The 19,005-nt window shown below is 31.3% G+C and carries 18 protein-coding genes; 6 read left to right on the plus strand and 12 right to left on the minus strand.

Annotated elements, in window-relative coordinates:
- The first annotated feature begins 16 nt into the window (after positions 1-16).
- A complete protein-coding gene (locus MUA60_RS11300; RefSeq protein ID WP_037588889.1) occupies positions 17-1,129 on the plus strand; it encodes an AI-2E family transporter in 1,113 nt (370 codons plus the stop codon).
- 144 nt (positions 1,130-1,273) lie between these two features.
- On the opposite strand, the gene fabI is transcribed toward MUA60_RS11300, so the two are convergent.
- The 7 genes from fabI to MUA60_RS11335 form a co-directional block, all read right to left on the minus strand.
- A complete protein-coding gene (gene fabI / locus MUA60_RS11305) occupies positions 1,274-2,047 on the minus strand; it encodes an enoyl-ACP reductase FabI (protein WP_262648315.1) in 774 nt (257 codons plus the stop codon).
- A gap of 152 nt (positions 2,048-2,199) precedes the next feature.
- A complete protein-coding gene (locus MUA60_RS11310) occupies positions 2,200-4,041 on the minus strand; it encodes a cation:proton antiporter family protein (RefSeq protein WP_262648316.1) in 1,842 nt (613 codons plus the stop codon).
- Positions 4,042-4,051: 10 nt separating this feature from the next.
- Positions 4,052-5,434, minus strand: a complete 1,383-nt coding sequence (gene mgtE / locus MUA60_RS11315; RefSeq protein WP_262648317.1) for a magnesium transporter — start codon at positions 5,432-5,434, stop codon at positions 4,052-4,054.
- A 31-nt stretch (positions 5,435-5,465) separates the two neighbouring features.
- Entirely contained in the window at positions 5,466-6,326 is an 861-nt protein-coding gene (locus MUA60_RS11320; RefSeq protein WP_262648318.1) for an RluA family pseudouridine synthase, read from the minus strand.
- Between the two features lie 2 nt (positions 6,327-6,328).
- Positions 6,329-7,132: an NAD kinase gene (locus MUA60_RS11325; RefSeq protein WP_262648319.1), complete on the minus strand. Its 804-nt coding sequence runs from the start codon at positions 7,130-7,132 to the stop codon at positions 6,329-6,331.
- An 11-nt stretch (positions 7,133-7,143) separates the two neighbouring features.
- On the minus strand, positions 7,144-7,779 hold the full coding sequence (locus MUA60_RS11330; RefSeq protein ID WP_025905665.1) for a GTP diphosphokinase: 636 nt from the start codon (positions 7,777-7,779) through the stop codon (positions 7,144-7,146).
- A gap of 5 nt (positions 7,780-7,784) precedes the next feature.
- Complete coding sequence (locus MUA60_RS11335; protein WP_025905666.1) at positions 7,785-8,141, minus strand: UPF0738 family protein; 357 nt, start codon at positions 8,139-8,141, stop codon at positions 7,785-7,787.
- A 135-nt stretch (positions 8,142-8,276) separates the two neighbouring features.
- On the opposite strand from MUA60_RS11335, the gene MUA60_RS11340 reads away from it, so the two are divergent.
- From MUA60_RS11340 to MUA60_RS11350, 3 genes are all read left to right on the plus strand, one after another.
- Positions 8,277-8,855 (plus strand): CYTH domain-containing protein, encoded by a 579-nt coding sequence (locus tag MUA60_RS11340; protein WP_103361598.1) that lies wholly within the window; start codon positions 8,277-8,279, stop codon positions 8,853-8,855.
- A gap of 95 nt (positions 8,856-8,950) precedes the next feature.
- The gene (locus tag MUA60_RS11345; RefSeq protein ID WP_049319860.1) at positions 8,951-9,310 is read left to right on the plus strand and encodes a globin domain-containing protein; all 360 of its coding nucleotides are present in this window, start codon (positions 8,951-8,953) and stop codon (positions 9,308-9,310) included.
- Between the two features lie 20 nt (positions 9,311-9,330).
- Positions 9,331-10,125 (plus strand): DsbA family protein, encoded by a 795-nt coding sequence (locus tag MUA60_RS11350; RefSeq protein ID WP_262648320.1) that lies wholly within the window; start codon positions 9,331-9,333, stop codon positions 10,123-10,125.
- A gap of 307 nt (positions 10,126-10,432) precedes the next feature.
- On the opposite strand, the gene pepF is transcribed toward MUA60_RS11350, so the two are convergent.
- The 4 genes from pepF to spxA form a co-directional block, all read right to left on the minus strand.
- Positions 10,433-12,238 carry an oligoendopeptidase F gene (gene pepF / locus MUA60_RS11355; protein ID WP_262648321.1) on the minus strand — a complete coding sequence of 602 codons (1,806 nt, stop codon included), beginning with the start codon at positions 12,236-12,238 and terminating at the stop codon, positions 10,433-10,435.
- A 41-nt stretch (positions 12,239-12,279) separates the two neighbouring features.
- Positions 12,280-13,269, minus strand: a complete 990-nt coding sequence (locus MUA60_RS11360) for a competence protein CoiA (protein WP_262648322.1) — start codon at positions 13,267-13,269, stop codon at positions 12,280-12,282.
- Between the two features lie 53 nt (positions 13,270-13,322).
- The gene (mecA, locus tag MUA60_RS11365; RefSeq protein WP_262648323.1) at positions 13,323-14,012 is read right to left on the minus strand and encodes an adaptor protein MecA; all 690 of its coding nucleotides are present in this window, start codon (positions 14,010-14,012) and stop codon (positions 13,323-13,325) included.
- Positions 14,013-14,163: 151 nt separating this feature from the next.
- Positions 14,164-14,559 carry a transcriptional regulator SpxA gene (spxA, locus tag MUA60_RS11370; RefSeq protein ID WP_025905673.1) on the minus strand — a complete coding sequence of 132 codons (396 nt, stop codon included), beginning with the start codon at positions 14,557-14,559 and terminating at the stop codon, positions 14,164-14,166.
- A gap of 334 nt (positions 14,560-14,893) precedes the next feature.
- On the opposite strand from spxA, the gene trpS reads away from it, so the two are divergent.
- Positions 14,894-15,889, plus strand: a complete 996-nt coding sequence (trpS, locus tag MUA60_RS11375) for a tryptophan--tRNA ligase (RefSeq protein ID WP_262648324.1) — start codon at positions 14,894-14,896, stop codon at positions 15,887-15,889.
- A 168-nt stretch (positions 15,890-16,057) separates the two neighbouring features.
- Here trpS and MUA60_RS11380 read toward each other — a convergent pair.
- Positions 16,058-17,610 (minus strand): IS3 family transposase gene (locus MUA60_RS11380; protein ID WP_262648325.1). Its coding sequence is split into 2 segments (ribosomal slippage): positions 16,058-16,933 and positions 16,936-17,610, totalling 1,551 coding nucleotides; the frame shifts between segments, so codons are not numbered across the junction.
- A 206-nt stretch (positions 17,611-17,816) separates the two neighbouring features.
- On the opposite strand from MUA60_RS11380, the gene MUA60_RS11385 reads away from it, so the two are divergent.
- Complete coding sequence (locus tag MUA60_RS11385) at positions 17,817-18,983, plus strand: IS256 family transposase (protein WP_262648326.1); 1,167 nt, start codon at positions 17,817-17,819, stop codon at positions 18,981-18,983.
- The last annotated feature ends 22 nt before the right edge of the window (positions 18,984-19,005 follow it).

A 19,005-nucleotide genomic window follows, 5' to 3' on the forward strand; every position in this document is an offset into this window, starting at 1 on the left:
ATAAGGAGGAATTCTATTGTTAAATAAAGCATGGTTTCGTACAGGAATAGCTATTCTCCTTACGTTTCTAATTATTAAAATATTTATGGAAATCAATGAAATATTTTATCCGATTATCATTATCGTAAAATCCATATTACTACCATTATTATTAGGTGGATTCTTATTCTATATTTGTTTACCTTTTCAGAAGATGTTAGAAAAAAGGAAAGTACCAAGATGGGGAAGTATTTCGATTATCATCGTAGCTTTAATACTAATTGTTGTATTATTTATCTCTATCATTGCTCCTGTATTAACAAATCAAATTAATAATTTAATCAAGAACATTCCATATATCCAACGTGAAATTCAGCATGTTGTTGATTATGCATTACAACAAAGAGATCGATTACCAGATAATATATCGCAAAAGATTAATGATTCAATCGAAAGTATAAGCGGTATCGTAACAGATATGTTAACAAACCTATTTAGTTATATATCATCATTTGTTTCAACAATGTTCTTATTAATCTTAGTGCCTTTCTTCTTAATATATATGTTAAAAGATCACGAAAGATTTATACCGTTTATTGCGAGACCATTTAAAGGACGTACGAAATGGTTTGTCGTGAATTTAAGTAAAGACATTAATCAAACTTTACAATCATATATACAAGGTCAAGTTACAGTCAGTGTTATATTAGGTGTCTTATTGTACCTTGGTTATACATTTGTAGGGTTAGATTATGCATTACTTTTAGCGTTATTAGCTCTGATTACAAATATGATTCCTTTCTTAGGACCATGGTTAGCATTTATACCAGCAGCAACAATCGCGCTTATACAAGATCCTATGATGCTCGTTTGGGTAAGTATTATCACTTTAATTTGTCAGCAACTCGAAGGTAACGTAATAACACCAAACATTATGGGTAAATCATTAAACATTCACCCACTTACAATCATTACTGTAATATTAGCTGCAGGTAATTTAGGCGGTTTCGTAGCTATCTTAATAGCTGTACCAACATACGCAGTACTTAAGACAATCGTTCGAAATGTATACACACATAGACAATCTATTAGTTCAAGTGCGAACCGTACAGTTGAAGACGACCCAATACATGATAATAACTTAAAATAACAAAAAACTGAAACCAATGCGGTTTCAGTTTTTTGTTTGGTGTGGAAGATGTTATTGTGAGCGCCTTAGTTACACTTCCGCCGACTTTTGTTACTACATATACAAAAAAACCAACAAAATCATAAATTTTGTTGGTTCACTATATTATCTTACAACGTGGTAACCTGAGTCTACGTGAATATTCTCACCTGTTACACCGCTTGAGTAGTCACTTAATAAATAAGCTGCTGTTTTACCTACTTCGATAATATCTACATTACGTTTCAATGGTGAGCGTTCTTCAATTTCTTTAAGGATAGCATTGAATCCACCTACACCTTTTGCACTTAATGTACGGATTGGACCTGCAGAGATTGCATTTACTCGAATGTTATCTTCGCCTAAGTCACGTGCTAAATATTTAACGTTTGCTTCTAAGCTTGCTTTAGCCACACCCATTACATTATAGTTAGGAACTGCAAATTCTCCGCCTAAATAAGTAGTAGCAACGATGCTTCCACCTTCTGGCATTAATTTTTTAGCTTCTCTTGCAACGATTGTTAATGAATAAGAACTAATATCTTGTGTTAATAAGAATCCTTCACGAGATGTATCTGTAAATCTTCCTCTTAAGTCTTCCATGTTAGCAAAAGCGATTGAATGGTAAACACCATCAATATGACCAAATTTTTCTCCAATTTGTTCAAAAGCATTTACAACGTGATCGTCTTTTTGAACATCACACTCATAGATGTGTTGTTCACTTTGATTTTTTAATTCTTCAAATAATTTAACAAGTTGATCTTTACTACGTTCTTTTCTGTATGTGAATACTAAGTTAGCACCTAGTTCGTCTAACACTTTAGCTACACCAAAGCCAATACTTCTTTTGTTTGCAATACCCATGATTACATATGTTTTACCTTCTAAATTAAACATTCACTATACTCCTTTAATATGTATATTATACTAAACATTCACTCGTTATAATAACACTGGTCAGACCACCTGACAAGCATTATACTTCTATTTTATATTGAATAAAAAGTAAAAATGAGGTCTATAGTACAACCTCATTTTTACAAAGTTTATTAAATAAATTCCATATCTTGTTTTAATTGTGAAACATATTCTTTTGATCCTGTCACAATCAACTTATCTCCGTATTGTAATTCAGTATCACCATGAGGTACGATTGAATCTTTTCCTCTAATAATACGTACGAAGATTACGTCCCCAGCAAATGGAAATGATTTTAACAGAACATTATGGTAGCTAAGGTTCTTCATCTCTATTTCATATAGAGAAGTTTCCACGTTACTTAATAAGTTCAGCATGTTTGGAGATTCAATTAATCCTTTAAGTAAAATTTTATTACTTAAGAAACTACTAAAGAATTCAATGTTCTTACCTTCAAATGCTTCATCTTCACTACCATTTTCTTGTTTACAAATAATTCTTTTAACGCCATGATCATGTGCCATTAAAGCGACTTGTTTATTGATATGATCATCGTTTGCTGAACATACAATGATATCTGAATCAAATAAGCCTAATTCTAATAACTCATCTTCAATATAATCATCCAACTCATATGTTTGAATGCTTTCATCTAACTTTCTATTATCTGAAAGGTCTTTTCTAAAGAACATTGAAGTTTGATAAATGTGAGAATGAATACTTTGAGCAACTGGAATCGATAATTGGTTCTTACCAATAAAGCTCACTTTTACAATTCTCTTAGTTTCTTCAGGCATTGGGAACATCTTCTTAAATACAATCGGTACAAAGACACACGTGATAACCGCACTTAGAATAAGTATGCCAGATATTTCTGAGCTGATTGTTCCAAGTTCTTCCGCGATTTTTGCTGCTGCGATTACAAGTGACAATGTTGACGTTAATAGGAATGCCGAAGATATTGTCGTTTTACGGTCATACCATTTACCTATTAATGCAACTGGAATTAACTTAGAAATTAAGAAGGCAATAAACAGTAAAGGTATGATAATGAGTAAACCTGGCTCTTGCACTAGTGATGGTATGTTTAAATTCACACCTACCATAATGAAGAATATCGGAATAAAGAAACCATATCCAAATGAGTCTAATTTCTCTACCATATCTTGGTCAGGTCCTAATAACGATACGATAACACCTGCTAAGAAGGCCCCTAATATATTTTCAGCACCCACACCTTCAGCTAAACCAACAAGTAGAATAATAAGTGCAAATACAGCACGAATACCTATTTGAGTCGTACCTGAAGTTAATTTTTTTAAGAATGGTGATTTTTTAAATAAACCACCCATAATATAAAAGATAAAACTAAAGACGATTAGAATACCTATAAGCCATAATGGTGAATCACCTTTAGCATTTATTGTTCCGTAAACTGTTAACAGTAACATTGTTGCTAAATCTGCTACAACTGCAACTAACAAGATAAATTGTCCGATGCTTGTATGCATAATATTCATTTCTTTTATTGTTGGTACAACTACACCTAAACTAATTGTCGAAATGATGATGACCATCAATAATACGTCGTCTATTAAACCAGTCCATTTAAATATAAAGGCTAATAAAATAGATAAAACCATAATTAATGAAAATACGACAGCCGTTAAATATAAATTACTTGGAATATTATTTCCTTCTTGATCATCTGAAGTTTGTTTCGTCTTAAACGCGTTAAAATCAATTTCTAAACCACTTAAGAACATTAAAAATATAAAACCTAACGTCGACAAGATAGATAACCATGCATCTTCTTTTACTAATCCAAATAAAGAGTCACCTATGATTATCCCCATTAAGATTTCAGCAACGACAACAGGTAAGAAAGAAATTTTCAACCTATTTACAAGTATAGGTGTTAAAAATGCAGCAATAACAACAATAACGAGAGATGTAAAACTAGAATGCTCCATATTATTCTCCTTATATTAGATAAGACATAAATGCTGTTGCTAAACCAAAGTAGATCAACATACTGACAATGTCGTTTATTGTCGTAATGAATGGTCCACTTGCAACTGCAGGGTCAATATTCATTTTATTCATAAACATCGGTATAATTGCACCCATTAAAGTACCTACAGTCATCGCAATTGTTAAACTAACTGAAACGATGAGTGCCAATACAGGTTCGCGATATAATAAGACAATTATAATAAATAAACTTATTGCACAGAAGAAACCAGTCATTAATCCTGAACCTGATTCACGAAGTGCGAGCTTAAATTTGCTTTGTTCATTTATTTCACCTGTTGAAATATTACGTACAGATACGGCAAGAGATTGTGTACCTGAGTTACCACTCATACCACTAATGATAGGTATAAATGCTGCAAGAAGTGCAACTTGTGAAAGTGTATCTTCAAATTGGCCTAATATGGATGCTGTAATCATACCTAAAACCGTTAATATTAATAACCAAGGTAACCGTTTCATAGCTGTTTGGAAGACAGAATCATTTGTAGAGTCGATGTCAGATACACCGGCTAATTTAGAGTAGTCTTCACTTGCTTCTTCATCCATAACGTCCAAGATATCATCGATTGTAATGATACCTAGTAAATGATCTTGATAGTCTATTACAGGTAACGCAATCAAGTCATAATCACGCATTGTTTGTGCTACGTCTTCTTGGTCATCAGCTACATTAGAACTGATAACACGTTCACTCATAATTTCTTCAATATATGCATCATTTTCTGCAACGATTAAGTCTCTTAATGAGATAACGCCTGCTAACTTTTTATTTTCGTCTACAACGAAAATAACGTATATTGTTTCCGCTTCAGGTGCTTGTTCTTTAACATAGAACATCGCTTCTTTAACAGACATTGTTGAATATACTGAAATAAACTCAGTGGTCATAATACCACCGGCAGTGTCTTCTTCATAATGAAGTAATGCTTTAATTTCTCTAGCATCTTCACGATTCATGAGTGTGAGTAAAGTGGCTATTTTACTTTTAGATAATACATTCAAAATATCAACTGCGTTATCGTATGACATGTCACTTAACATTTGACTTGCATAATTAGCATTCATATTTTGAAAAATTTCTTCATATTCTTCATCATCTAACTCAGTCGTTTCAAAGAAGTCAGCTACTTCTAACGGAGAAAGGAATTGATATATTTTTTGTTTAAGCTCATTATCACATATTTCAAAGTATTCACCTTGGTCATATGTATGCATATTTAAAAATTCTTCTCTAAATTGGTCTATTTCATCATTTGCTAATAATTCGTCTAACTTTTCTTTATCAAAAGCTTCGTCTTCGATGTAAATTTCATTATTTTCATTAACCAACTTTGCCACCTCCTCATAAAAATACAATTTATTATATCATACCTACACCGCATAGGTTATAGTGCATTTCATCAACAATATGCAATTGTTTCAAAGTAATAGGATGTTCAAATTCTATATGATAGCACTGCAGTAATTGATGCTCATATTGACCATCTTCAAATCCATATAAACTATCCCCTATAATAGGATATCCAATATGTGCGAGATGCACTCTTATTTGATGTGTTCTACCTGTAAACAACTGTAATTTAAGCATGCTATTTTCAGCATCACCATCTAAATATTCATATTCTGTAAGTGCAAACTTACCTTCTTCAGAAACTTCTCTTTCTATAATAGAATGTTTAGCACGTGCGATTGGTGCTTTAATAACACCTTTCTTCGGTTCAACAGCCCCGTGAACAAGTGCAACATAGTATTTACTAATTGTTGTATTTGAAACCATATGATGTAATAATTGATGCTTCGCAAATATAACTATACCACTTGTACCGCGATCTAAACGTGTCACAATATGTGGAATCGTTCGCTCACCATTCATTATCATATGGCTTAACACCGCTTCAACTAAACTATGATGAGGATGTTCTCTAGAAGGTGCAGTATTCATCATGGCAGGTTTAGAAACGATAATAAACCATTCATCTTCAAATAAAATTTTTAAATCAAATGTAAATGGTTCTAAATTATGACTAGGAGTTTCATTTGGTAAATGAACATCAATTTCATCACCTTCATGAATTTCTTTTCTAACGGTAACGTGTTTTTTGTTCACTAATAAAGCGCCATTCTGCTTAATGGCGCTTAAACTCTTTTTAGAAATGCCTTTATCATATAAGAATGTCTTCAAAGTCATTGAAGAAGTTGCTCTATATTGTAATACTTTCATATTTAATCCTCATTCGAAATAAATGAATCATGCACTCTTTTCCAGAAAGGAAATGGTCTAAATCTCGCAAAGCGGACTTTTTCATTTGCTACTCTATATTGAATCGATTCAATATTTTTATGTTTAACATTTACATGATCAATCGTAACTTGTAATGTATCGCTATTTACAGGATGTATATGACAAACGTGATGTTTAGGTAGTACAAGCGGAGAACCGACTGTTCTAAAGACACGGTTATTAATAGAAGCTATTTCAGCTATTTGCATAGCTTCTAGTGATGGATGTATAAGTGCTCCACCTAAAGCTTTATTATAAGCTGTTGAACCAGATGGTGTTGATACACATAAACCATCACCTCTAAATCTTTCAAACTGCTCGCCTCTTAATACTAGATCTACGACTAGTGTTGCACCATTATCTGTTTTAATTGTCGCTTCATTTAAAGCTAAATATCTCGTTTCATATCCGCCTTTTTTATAACGAATAATCACTTCTAATAATGGATATTCTATAACTTGATAAGTTGAATTGTTAATTTCAATAATGAGTTTTTCAACTTCATGTGGCAACCAATCAGCATAGAAACCTAAATGCCCAGTATGTACACCTACGAAACTGACATCACCTAACATATGACTATATTGGTGAAATGCTTGTAATAAAGTACCATCTCCACCAACAGAAATTACGATATCGGGTGATTCTTTGTCTTCAACCATATTAAAGTCATTCATATGATTTTTCATCTTATACATTAAAGCATTCGATTTTGAATCACCTTTTGATAATATATTATACTTCAAAGCATTCACCCCTAATCGTGTTTATGTTTATTACTTTTCTGTCTGGAATAATATTTCTGTGCTTCTTGAATTTCTTCACGTATTTCAGACATTTCTTCATCTAATAAAAATGCTGCCTCAGCTGCTCTCTCTAGTCTATTTCTTATTTCAGGAGGATAATCACCATCGTACTTATATCTTAAAGTGTGTTCAATCGTCGCCCAGAAATTCATCGCTAATGTTCTAATTTGAATTTCTGCCAAAATATTTGTTTGACCATGTAACGTTTCAATTGGATAACTAATAATGACATGATACGAGCGATATCCACTTTCTTTTGTATATTCGATATAATTTCGTTCTTCTACAACTTCAAAATCTTGTCGTTGTCTTAATAGTTCTACAACGATATCTATATCATCAACAAACTGACACATCATTCTTAAACCTGCAATATCATACATTTCCTCTCTTAATCGATCAAAAGGAATATTACGTTGATTTGCTTTATCTATAATACTTGAGATAGGTTTAACACGACCTGTAACAAACTCAATTGGCGAAGGTTTATCTAAAGATTCATATTGCTTACGTAACCCCTTCAATTTAATCTTTAATTCGTCAATTGCTTGCTTATATGGTGCCAAAAATTCTTCCCATTGATTCATAACCATCACTCCGCTTTGTTTAATTCAAATGCTTCCTCTACCGAAGCTACAAACGCTTTACCATAGTTGTGATTATCTGCGATGTTATCTAATAAAAATTCCATTTCTTCTTTAAATGAAGTTAATACTAAATGATCATTGACGATGACCTCTTTGTCGAAGTGTTCATGAATCATTGACCATGTTTCCTCTACAAATAATAAATAATGGTATTGTTCACCACTATCAAGCATATATACAAATGCATGATTATCGCTATCTACAATCATATGCTCTGCTGGTTCTAATCCCTCAGTTGGTTGGTCTGTATAACATTTGATTTGATTATCATTTATTTTAATTTCATTTACATAAATACGCATTGTTGTTCCTCCTTATTCCAATCTATTTTAACACATTTTAATTTAAACATTCATATCATCAAGTCAATTTTGTATAATTACTTGTTTATCCGTAAATCTTCTATAATAATAGTGTAAAAGGAAGTGTATATCAAAATGGGACAAGAACTCGAAATTGAATTCAAGAATATGCTCACGCTTGAAGATTATGAATTAATCAAACAATATTATTTTAAACAAAGTGAGCCTTTTAAACAAACAAATTACTATATAGATACAAATAATCATGATATTATGTCACAAAAAATGGCACTACGAATACGTGAAAAGAATCATAATTATGAAATGACATTAAAAGTCCCACAAGAAGTTGGTCTTCTAGAATATAACGAAATCGTTGAGGAAGTTCCTAAACAAGGTGAACGATTAGACAAACAATATCTTCCAGAAAACATTACTGAAATATTAAATAAGTTCAATATTCCATTGAATGACCTAAGACAACTTGGTGATTTAACGACTTATAGATTAGAAAAAGATATAGGCACTGGACTTTTAGTATTAGATCATAGTATTTATTTAGGTATTGAAGATTACGAATTAGAATTCGAAGTTAAAGACTATGCTAAAGGCGAAATTGCTTTTAATAAAATTTTGAATGACATGAATATAAAAAGAAATATTCCAAATAATAAAGTGGTGCGCTTTTTCAATGCAGATCGCAAAAGAACATGAATTTACTTTCGTTACAAGTCGAAATACTTTTAAAAATTTAAGAACATGTTATATTAATATTATCGATAATGAAATAAGCAAGAAAAGGTGAAATTATGACCCCATATGAAGTAATCGACCCCCAAGATTTGTACGACATGATTGATCACTTTTATTATCTCGTTGAACGCGATAATCGTATTAATCATCTTTTCCCTGGTGACTTTGCAGAAACGAGTCGTAAACAGAAACAGTTTTTAACTCAGTTTTTGGGTGGTCCAGCATTATATACAGAAGAACATGGTCATCCGATGTTACGACAACGTCATTTACCTTTCAGAATTACGAATAAAGAAAGAGATGCTTGGCTAGAGAATATGCTTGAAGCCCTTACCCAATCTCGATTAAATAAAGATATACAAGAATATTTATATGAAAGACTCAAGCTAACTGCAAACCACATGGTTAACGCTTAATATAGTTGAAGGTGGATAATATGGCCGAAGAATTAAGAATAATCCATGCTAATGAACAAAATAATATAGATTTAACACCTGTAAGCAAAATCGAAATTTATTCATTTTTCGATCCATTTTGCGAAGATTGTTTTAATCTATCAGCTACATTAGCAAAGTTAAAAATTGAATATCAAAAATATGTTAAAATTCGTCAGATTTTGAACCCATCTCTAAAAGTTTTGACTAAATGTCAGGCTCAAAGCACATGTGAATTTGATAATGTAGCTTTAGCATTTAAAGCAGCAGAATTACAAGGACATAATAGAGCGAGCAGATTTCTAAACTTAATTCAGAATGAAATTATACCTCATGAAAAAATCATTACAACTGAGTTAATTAGAAAATGTGCGTACAAATCTGGAATTGATTTATCTGTATTTATTAAAGACTTAAAAGAGCAGTCATTGACTGAAAGTTTACAAACAGATTTGCACATTGCGCGTGAAATGGATATCAATATGACACCATCACTTGTGTTCTTTAATGAAGATGTACATTCTGAAGGACTTAAAGTAGAAGGTTTATACCCATATCATATTTATACGTATATCATTCAAGAACTTATTGGAACTGAAGTTGAGAAACAACTCCCTCCAAAATTACTTGACTATATACAGTCGCAATCCATTATTTCTGAACAAGAAATTGCGACAATATATGAATGGCCAGAGAAAATCGTTAAACGCGAATTAAAAAAATTACAACTCCAAAATTATATAGAACAACAAGATTCTGTACACGGAGATTTTTGGAAATTCAAGAAAAGTAAATAATAAGTATAGGATCCGTATCCTTGCTTAAATTAAATAACATCTCATTTCACTTGTTCATTCAATTAGAAATGAGATGTTATTTTTTATATTTTAGATTAAAGGTATAAATAAAAAACACCGTGTCTGATTACACGGTGCTTAAACAAAGGGGATGGGAGAAATTTTTCACTTCAAACAAAGGGGTATGTTTGTTATGTGATTAATTTCATGTATGTAATATAACATGGTCTGTACACTAAATTCAACAAAAAACATCGTTTTTTTTAATTTGTCACACAGTTGTCATATTGGAAACGTCTACATACATTTATTTCTCTTTTACAAGCTTTTCAAAGGCATTGAGTTTCTGTTCAAATACTTCCATTGCCTCTTCTATTGGTTGTTTAGATGTCATATCTACACCAGCTTTTTTCAATACTTCAATCGGATAATCTGAGCTACCTGCTTTTAAGAATTCATTAATATATCTCTCAACTGCTGGTTCCCCTTCTTCTAATATTTGTTTGCTCAATGCTTGTGCCGCACTATAACCTGTAGCATATTGATAAACATAGAAATTATAATAGAAATGAGGTATACGTGACCATTCTTTGGCAATGTTCTCATCTGTCACAACAGCATCTCCGAAATATTTTTTATTAAGTTCTGCATACTCAGAATTTAAACGATCAGCAGTTAATGGTTCACCATCTTCTACAATTTTATGAATAAGATATTCAAACTCAGCGAACATTGTTTGTCTAAATAATGTTGCTCTAAATCTTTCTAACTCTTGGTTTAATAAATATTTACGCTTTTCAGGATCTTCTAAGTTCTTATCCATATATTCACTTAATAACGCTTCGTTAGTTGTTGAAGCAACTTCCGCTACAAAGATTGAATAATCACTTTCATTTGATTGTTGATGTTTTCTACTGAAATAACTATGTGCAGAATGTCCAAATTCATGAATTAACGTAAACAAGTCAGAAATAGAGTCTGTCCAGTTAAGTAAAATAAATGGATTTGTTAAGTGAGCGCCTGAAGAATAACCACCAGAGCGTTTACCTTTATTCTCATAAACATCTACCCATCTATTATTTAAACCTTCTTCAACTACATCTATGTACGTTTGACCCATAGGTTGTAACGCTTTAACCATCCAGTCTTTAGCTTCTTCATATGGCATCTCAAATGAAGAGTTTTTAACGAGTGGTGTATACATATCATACATATGCATTTCATCTAAACCGAGTAACTCTTTTCTTAAAGCAGTATAACGATGTAACAATGGTAAATGCTTATGTACAGTCGCAATTAAATTATCGTACACTTCTTCTGGAATAAAGTTATTTGATAATGCTTGTTCACGTGCTGAGTTGTACTTGCGAACTTTTGAACTAAATATTGCAGTCTTAACTTTCCCACTTAACGTTGCTGTTAATGTATTGTTATGACTTCCATAAGCTTCATATACATTATCATAAGCAGATTTTCTTAACACACGGTCTTCAGATTCTAACAATTTAGTATATGTACCTTGTGTCAGTTCGTGTTCATTTCCATCTTTATCAACTGCTGGTTTAAATGTTAAGTCAGCATTATTGAACATACCAAATACATTGCTAGGTGTTTGTAATGCTTCCCCCGCTTCAGCTAAAATCTTTTCTTCTTTATCACTTAATATATGAGGTCTTTTCTTATTAAGTTTCTCAATATCAAATTGATATCTTTTTAAATCATCGTTTGATTCAACAAATTCATTTAATGTTGCTTCATCAATAGACATTAATTCAGGTAAAATAAAGCTCCATGCACTCGCAAATTTATTAGCAAGTGTTGCTGCCTTCCCTTCATATCCAGCGTATTTATCATTTGCTGTGTCTTGATCATGTTTCAAATGAGCATAAACATAAACTTTACCTAATTTCTCATCAATTTCACTATCAAGTAATAACGCTTTATACAATGTTTCTGCACTATCTTTCAAGCGACCTTTGAATTGTTCTTCTTTACCTAAATAGCCTTCTAACTCTTTAAAAGCTTCTTCATATGCTTCGTCAGAAGAAAAGATAGTTGTTAAGTCCCATGTATATTGTTCTTGTTGTTCTTCCCTTGTAATTAACTTCGCCATCTTAATAGCCTCCTTAATATTTCATATTTATAATTTTCTCATTAATTAGTCCATTTTGCACGTGAAATAGCCTTTCGTTTTACAATTGAAATATATGAGTAAAAGGCGTTTAAAAGGATTTCTTTCTTAGAATAATGACAATCATAAAATGATCTAAATTCTATGAACTGATAAAATTTCCCAAAAGTAAATGTCTTATTTTTCATTTCTAAAAATAAGTATGTTTGCCATGTAATACTATGTGTTAAAAAATATATTTGTTCTGGTACAATAATGCCAATAATCGGTTGTCTCTTCTTATGTATTAAGCGTGCATTATATAATAACGATAGCGTCGGTTCTAATACATTCTTCTGTTTTCTACATTTAGTTAAATATTCTTGATAAGCTCTATCCGTTAACGCTAAATTTGGTATTTGCTTTAACGGGTAATCTTCTAATAAATGATCCCATTGAATTTCCCTTCTATAACCGATAAATCTATGTTTATCAATTGATTGTAAACATTCATATCTTATTAACAATTGTTCTTCAGGATTATAAGTTATAAGTGTTCTTTCTCTATGATTAATGAGTGATGATTCAAAATAACTGAGTGTTAATATACCATTCTGATATTTAATTTCTTTACCAATCCAAATTACTTTCATATTCATTACTCGAAATCCTTCACTTCTATCCATTAATAAATCAAAGCTTATAGGTGAATATTGAAATTCGACAACAAGATTTTTATTAATCAATATGTCAGGAATTTGTTCAATCTCTGAAATATAATATTCCATATCTATGTTAACTTTCCCATTTAAGCTTGCATAAATATGATGCTTAGATGATATGTGATCAAGAGATTCTTTCTTATAACTATTTCTTAAACAATAACTATCTACTTTATGAGCAAAGTGTGCAACAGTATGTTTCCCTTTCTTGATAATAAGTTCATGTAAACAATCCGGGCACCTATAAATTTCATTTGCCTTAGCGTGTTGTGCATATATTAACTGATTATGTTGATTAAGTCCCATTAACATAAAAAAACACCTCTTTACTATATAAAACGTAAAGAGGTGTTAAAATTACTTATTTAATTTTTAGGTTCAAAATATCTTCTCACTTGACCCATAACATTATAACTCATGACAACTTTCGCATAATCATCTAGATATAATTTAGACACTTGAGTTGGATTAGCATATTCAAGTAATTGTCCGTAGAAGTCATTAATAATGTCTTCACTATCTATTTGATCAAATTGTACATAATAATAATATTTGTTATCTAACATGTATAATAAGTCTGTAAATACAATATCTTTATGTTCATTATAATGTGCATATTCAATAATATCTTCTAAATCTTCGAATCTTACAAGTAAGCCTATGTCTTTAGGGACAAAATGTTTTTCAGCTTCTTTCTCTTCATTCAAGAGATCTCCGATATTCTGATCAGAATCGAGTGCTTGAGATAAGAAATCATTGACTTGATACTCTAATTGTTCATTAGATTCTTCGTCAGTCATATTTAACAGTTCGTCACCTTTAGATTTAGAAACGGTTACTTCAACACCCTTTTCAAATGCATGCACTTGGATCCACAATGGTCCTTCAACGACAAATTCTTCCTCATCATTGATTTCATCCATCATAGACCAGAAAAATTCTTCGCCACGTTTACGATTTGTCCATAAATCTTCACGTTTGAAACCTCTTGCTTCGATATCTTGATAAGTTATAAATAATTTTACCGTTGTTTCATCAATTCGTTCTATTCTCATAATGTCACACTCCCTTACTCTAGGAATAGTACATTCATTGTATTATAAACAAGTACATTTTAACAGTAATTTGTTCGAACTATTCACATTTAATTTTTTATACAAAAATAACCCCTGTAAACAGGAGCTATAATGTTAATATTAGACTAAATTAGTCAACCATACGTTGTGCTTCCATTAATTGGAATGTACGCACTTTTCTTGGTAAGAAACGACGAATTTCATCTTCGTTATAACCAACTTGTAAACGTTTATCATCTAAAATAATAGGTCGACGTAATAAACCTGGGTTGTCTTGTATAATTGTATATAATTCTTGTAGAGGTAATGCATCGATATCTACATTTAATTTTTGATATGTTTTAGAACGAGTTGAAATAATTTCGTCTGTTCCATCTTCTGTCATCTTTAAGATTGATTTAATTTCATCTAATGTTAAGTGTTCTGAAAAAATATTACGCTCCGTATACGGAATGTCATGTTCTTGTAACCATGCTTTCGCTTTACGGCAAGATGTGCAACTTGGTGAAGTAAATAATGTTACCATACATCTCACTCTCCTAATTGAATATTATTTATGTTAAACGTCAGTGAACTTATAAGATAAAATACACTTAATTATATATATCCTATATATTACTAGGTTAAACATATATTGCTCACTTGGTTTAATCTTTATCTAATTGCTATAAATATATTATATAACTCAAAGATTAAAATTAAATGAGAAACTGCTAATAATTCATTAAAAAGCACATAAATTATAGATGAATATGTTTATGACGACATATTTATCTAATTACAAGAATAACACAACTTACAAATGAATAAAATACTGTTATAATGATATAAAGAAATTTTGTAGAAAAGAGGCAACTTTAATGGAAACTTTATTTTCAGGTATCCAACCAAGTGGTATCCCTACTTTAGGTAACTACATTGGTGCATTAAAACAATTTAATGAGATTCAACACGACTATGACTGCTTTTTTTGCATTGTAGATCAGCATGCAATTACAGTACCTCAAGATAGACTTAAATTAAGAGAAAACACACGTAAATTAGCTGCGATTTACTTAGCATCTGGACTAGACCCAGAAAAAGTAACGCTATTCATCCAATCAGAAGTACCAGCACATATTCAAGCCGGTTGGATATTAACAACAATCAGTTCAATTGGTGAACTTGAAAGAATGACGCAATATAAAGATAAAGCACAAAAACAATCTCAAGGTATTCCAGCAGGTCTATTAACTTATCCACCATTAATGGCAGCAGATATTGTACTTTATAATACAAATATCGTACCTGTCGGCGATGACCAAAAACAACATATTGAATTAACACGTAATGTTGTTGATCGCTTTAATACGAAATATAATGATATTTTAATTAAGCCAGAAATTCACATGCCAAAACTTGGTGCTAGAATTATGAGCTTACAAGATCCATCTAAGAAAATGAGTAAGAGTGATGATAATCAAAAGAACTTCATCTCATTATTAGATGAGCCAAACGTTGCAGCTAAGAAAATTAAAAGTGCTGTTACAGATTCTGATGCCATCGTTAAATATGATAAAGAAAACAAACCAGGAATCAGTAATTTACTCGTTATATACTCTAGCCTATCAGGTCAATCAATTGAAGAATTAGAAGCACAATATGCTGATAAAGGATATGGTGATTTCAAAGGAGACTTAGCTGAAGAAGTTAAGAAATTCCTTGTAGAATTCCAAGAAAAATTCAATTATTATTATGAAAACAAAGAAGTATTAGATGAAATACTTGATAAAGGTAGAGATAAAGCAAGTTTCGTAGCAAATAAAACATTGAAAAAGATGGAAAACGCTATAGGATTAGGTAGAAAAAGAAAATAATTATAAAAAGAGATGGTCTTGACCATCTCTTTTTTATGCTAGATTATGTTTGATTATTATAACGCACGATATCTATCAGTCTTCGTGCGTGCTCACCCCTTTTTTGTACCTTAGCGCACGATATCTCTCAGTGAACATAACCCTGTCAAGTAGACACTAAAAAAGTAATCAATATGTTGGCTGTGCTTTTATAAGCGCAGCCATTTTTAATGAAATTCTTTTAGAATTATAAAATTTTATATATTCATTTATTTGCTTTGTGGCGTGTTTTATATCATTGAATGTTTGAGATTTGTCTTTGAATACCTCTGATTTGAGTAACCCCCAAAAGCCTTCCATAGGACCATTATCAATACATCTACCTACACGAGACATGCTTTGCTTCATAGAAGCATTTTTAATCATCTCTCTAAATAGAACACTCGTATATTGGAATCCTCTGTCGCTATGAAATATAATGCCTTCGGTATTTCTTTTAATTATGGCTTTGTTAAAGGTATCGTATACAAGCTTATTATTGTTTTGAGATGAGACTACATGGCTGATGACTTTCTTAGCACCTAAATCATAAATAGCGCTTAAATACACTTTAGATCCATTTTTCAATTTAAATTCTGTCACATCTGTTAACCAGACCTTATTAACTTTACTTGTTGTAAATTTTCTGTTTAGGATATTTTGAGAAGTGATTTCTGGCTTACTAAGTTTATATTGCCTTCTCTTTTTTCTAATGACAGCTTTTAATACATACTTCTTCATAATTCTATATACGCGTTTATGATTAACCTGGAATTTAGTATATAATCTCAGATAAATATAAATTCTTCGATATCCATATATGCCATCATGTTCATGATAAATCCTGAAAATCTCATCTTTTAATTCGTTATTGAATCTTTCAGATTCTGAAACCTCTCTGTTTTTCCATTTATAATAACTTGCTCTCGATATTTCAAGTGCGGCGCATATCCATTTGATTGGATACTTATCTTTTAATGCTTCGATTGTCTTGTATGCTGCTATTTGCTTGATTTTCGATTCATCAACTGCCTCTCTATCTCTTCCTGCTTTTTTAATACCCCATTCTCCATTTGGAGAAATTTATTTCTTTGTTCAAGTGCTTTTATTTTTAATTCAAGTTCTTCTTCTCTAGTTAAAGCTTCAACTGGTTTTCCTTTCCCTCTACCATCTACTAAACCAATATCACCATGTTTTTCATACTTTTTTACCCAATTATAGACTTGTGAATAGTTAACTTGGTACTTTTCAGCTGTCTTATTAAAGTCTCTATTATTTTCAATACAATATTTAGCTATTTCAATTCTCTCTTCAAATGTTGTTTTTCTAGTATTCATAGTGTCTACCTCCAGATATGGAAAATAAGATTTATTTTCCTTTCCTTCAGTATACTTTACCACCCAATTTTTTAAAGTAGCATGATGTGAAATATTGTAATAGGCTGCTAGATCTGAATACGTCTTATTAGTCTCTAGATATTCTTTAACAACTTTTTCTTTAAATTCGCGTGTATAGATTTTATTTCGATTCTTATTTATAAGTGCTGTTATACCATGTTGCTTATACACTTTATATTTAAATCGAATCACACTATCACTAATATCTAAATTTAACTTATCAATTATATTTTGAAAGGAATAACCCTTTTCATGCAAATCGAAGATTTCCTGATACAGTTTAACAGGTAGTCTAGTTTTATACATAAAAATACCCCCTATAGAGTTTTAGTTTTTTTAATGTCTACTCTATAGGGAATAATACACAGTCTTCGTGCGTTTCACCCCTATTTTGTACCTTAGCGCACGATATCTGAATATGTCCATATAATTGTGTAATAAAAAAAGAGCCACATATAGCTCACTTTGGTACAATGTAATCGACTAAGAAAAAATTGTAGAGGTGACTATATATGACTCAATTAAATGTTAACTTAGATTATGAAGAATTGGCAAGTGCTATTTTTGGAAGTGATATGAATGCGTCTATGAAAACAATAGCTATGACTGTCATAAATGCATACATGGAAATGGAAAGAGACAAGTATGTTAATGCTGGATATAAACAAAAGAATTCAGGAAGAAACGCACAACTTAATGGCTATTATGAGCGTGATTTCCTGATGCCTATTGGCAATCTGACATTAAAAGTTCCAAGAACACGTGACGGTGAATTTACAACTGAAGTATTTAATCAATATTCGCGTTCTGACCAATCGCTTATTTTAGCGATGACAGAAGCATACATTAATGGTGTTTCAACTAGAAATGTTAATAAAATTGTGGAATCCCTAACGGGAAAATCTGTGTCTAAATCAACTGTTTCAGGCGTAATAAAAAACCTAGATCCTGAAATTAAAGAATGGGCTGGTAGACCTATTGTTAGTCATCAGTATAAGTATGTATTTGTTGATGCTATGCACATTAAGGTAAGAGAGAATAATAAAATTGTTTCTAAAGGTGTTTATATCACTATGGGTATCAACGAAAATAGAAAACGCGACATTATTGGCTTTAAAATTTCTAATCAAGAGTCAGAATTAGCTTGGTCAGAGTTTTTTGAAGACTTAAGAATGCGTGGTTTAACAACACCTGAACTTATTATCTCTGATGCGCATTCTGGACTTATTAAATCTATTAAGTCACAGTTTATTGATTCATCTTGGCAACGTTGTACATTCCATTTTCTTAAAAATATTGTAGAGAGATTTCCTAAAAAGAACTCTAAAGAAGCTAGAATGTTACTTAAATCAATATTCCAAGCACCAACATATCGTCACGCTGTTCAGCTCAAAGATGAATTCATTGCACAATATGAAAGTAATCCTAAGTATGTGGAAGCTATTAAAATATTGGATGAAGGCTTCGAAGATGCCTCACAATTCTATAGATTTCCTGCTCAACATCATAAAAATCTAAGAACTACTAATTCAGTTGAAAATATTAATATGCAACTCAGAAAACGAGAAAAAATAGTTAAAACATTCCCTAATCTAGATTCAGCTTTTAGATTAATTGGCGCAGTACTTATGGATATTCAAGAAAGATTTGATAAGTCTAACAGACCATTTATCGCTTAATTAAGCTACTTATTTTTTAAAA

It is taken from the genome of Mammaliicoccus sciuri (assembly GCF_025561425.1).
Lineage (GTDB): Bacteria > Bacillota > Bacilli > Staphylococcales > Staphylococcaceae > Mammaliicoccus > Mammaliicoccus sciuri_A.

Bases quoted from the DNA above. Each gene is read 5' to 3' on its own strand.
- fabI (WP_262648315.1), bottom strand. From the start codon at position 2,047: ATGTTTAATTTAGAAGGTAAAACATATGTAATCATGGGTATTGCAAAC.
- MUA60_RS11310 (WP_262648316.1), bottom strand. From the start codon at position 4,041: ATGGAGCATTCTAGTTTTACATCTCTCGTTATTGTTGTTATTGCTGCA.
- MUA60_RS11320 (WP_262648318.1), bottom strand. From the start codon at position 6,326: ATGAAAGTATTACAATATAGAGCAACTTCTTCAATGACTTTGAAGACA.
- MUA60_RS11330 (WP_025905665.1), bottom strand. From the start codon at position 7,779: ATGAATCAATGGGAAGAATTTTTGGCACCATATAAGCAAGCAATTGAC.
- MUA60_RS11335 (WP_025905666.1), bottom strand. From the start codon at position 8,141: ATGCGTATTTATGTAAATGAAATTAAAATAAATGATAATCAAATCAAA.
- MUA60_RS11340 (WP_103361598.1), top strand. From the start codon at position 8,277: ATGGGACAAGAACTCGAAATTGAATTCAAGAATATGCTCACGCTTGAA.
- MUA60_RS11345 (WP_049319860.1), top strand. From the start codon at position 8,951: ATGACCCCATATGAAGTAATCGACCCCCAAGATTTGTACGACATGATT.
- MUA60_RS11350 (WP_262648320.1), top strand. From the start codon at position 9,331: ATGGCCGAAGAATTAAGAATAATCCATGCTAATGAACAAAATAATATA.
- pepF (WP_262648321.1), bottom strand. From the start codon at position 12,238: ATGGCGAAGTTAATTACAAGGGAAGAACAACAAGAACAATATACATGG.
- MUA60_RS11360 (WP_262648322.1), bottom strand. From the start codon at position 13,269: ATGTTAATGGGACTTAATCAACATAATCAGTTAATATATGCACAACAC.
- mecA (WP_262648323.1), bottom strand. From the start codon at position 14,012: ATGAGAATAGAACGAATTGATGAAACAACGGTAAAATTATTTATAACT.
- spxA (WP_025905673.1), bottom strand. From the start codon at position 14,559: ATGGTAACATTATTTACTTCACCAAGTTGCACATCTTGCCGTAAAGCG.
- trpS (WP_262648324.1), top strand. From the start codon at position 14,894: ATGGAAACTTTATTTTCAGGTATCCAACCAAGTGGTATCCCTACTTTA.
- MUA60_RS11385 (WP_262648326.1), top strand. From the start codon at position 17,817: ATGACTCAATTAAATGTTAACTTAGATTATGAAGAATTGGCAAGTGCT.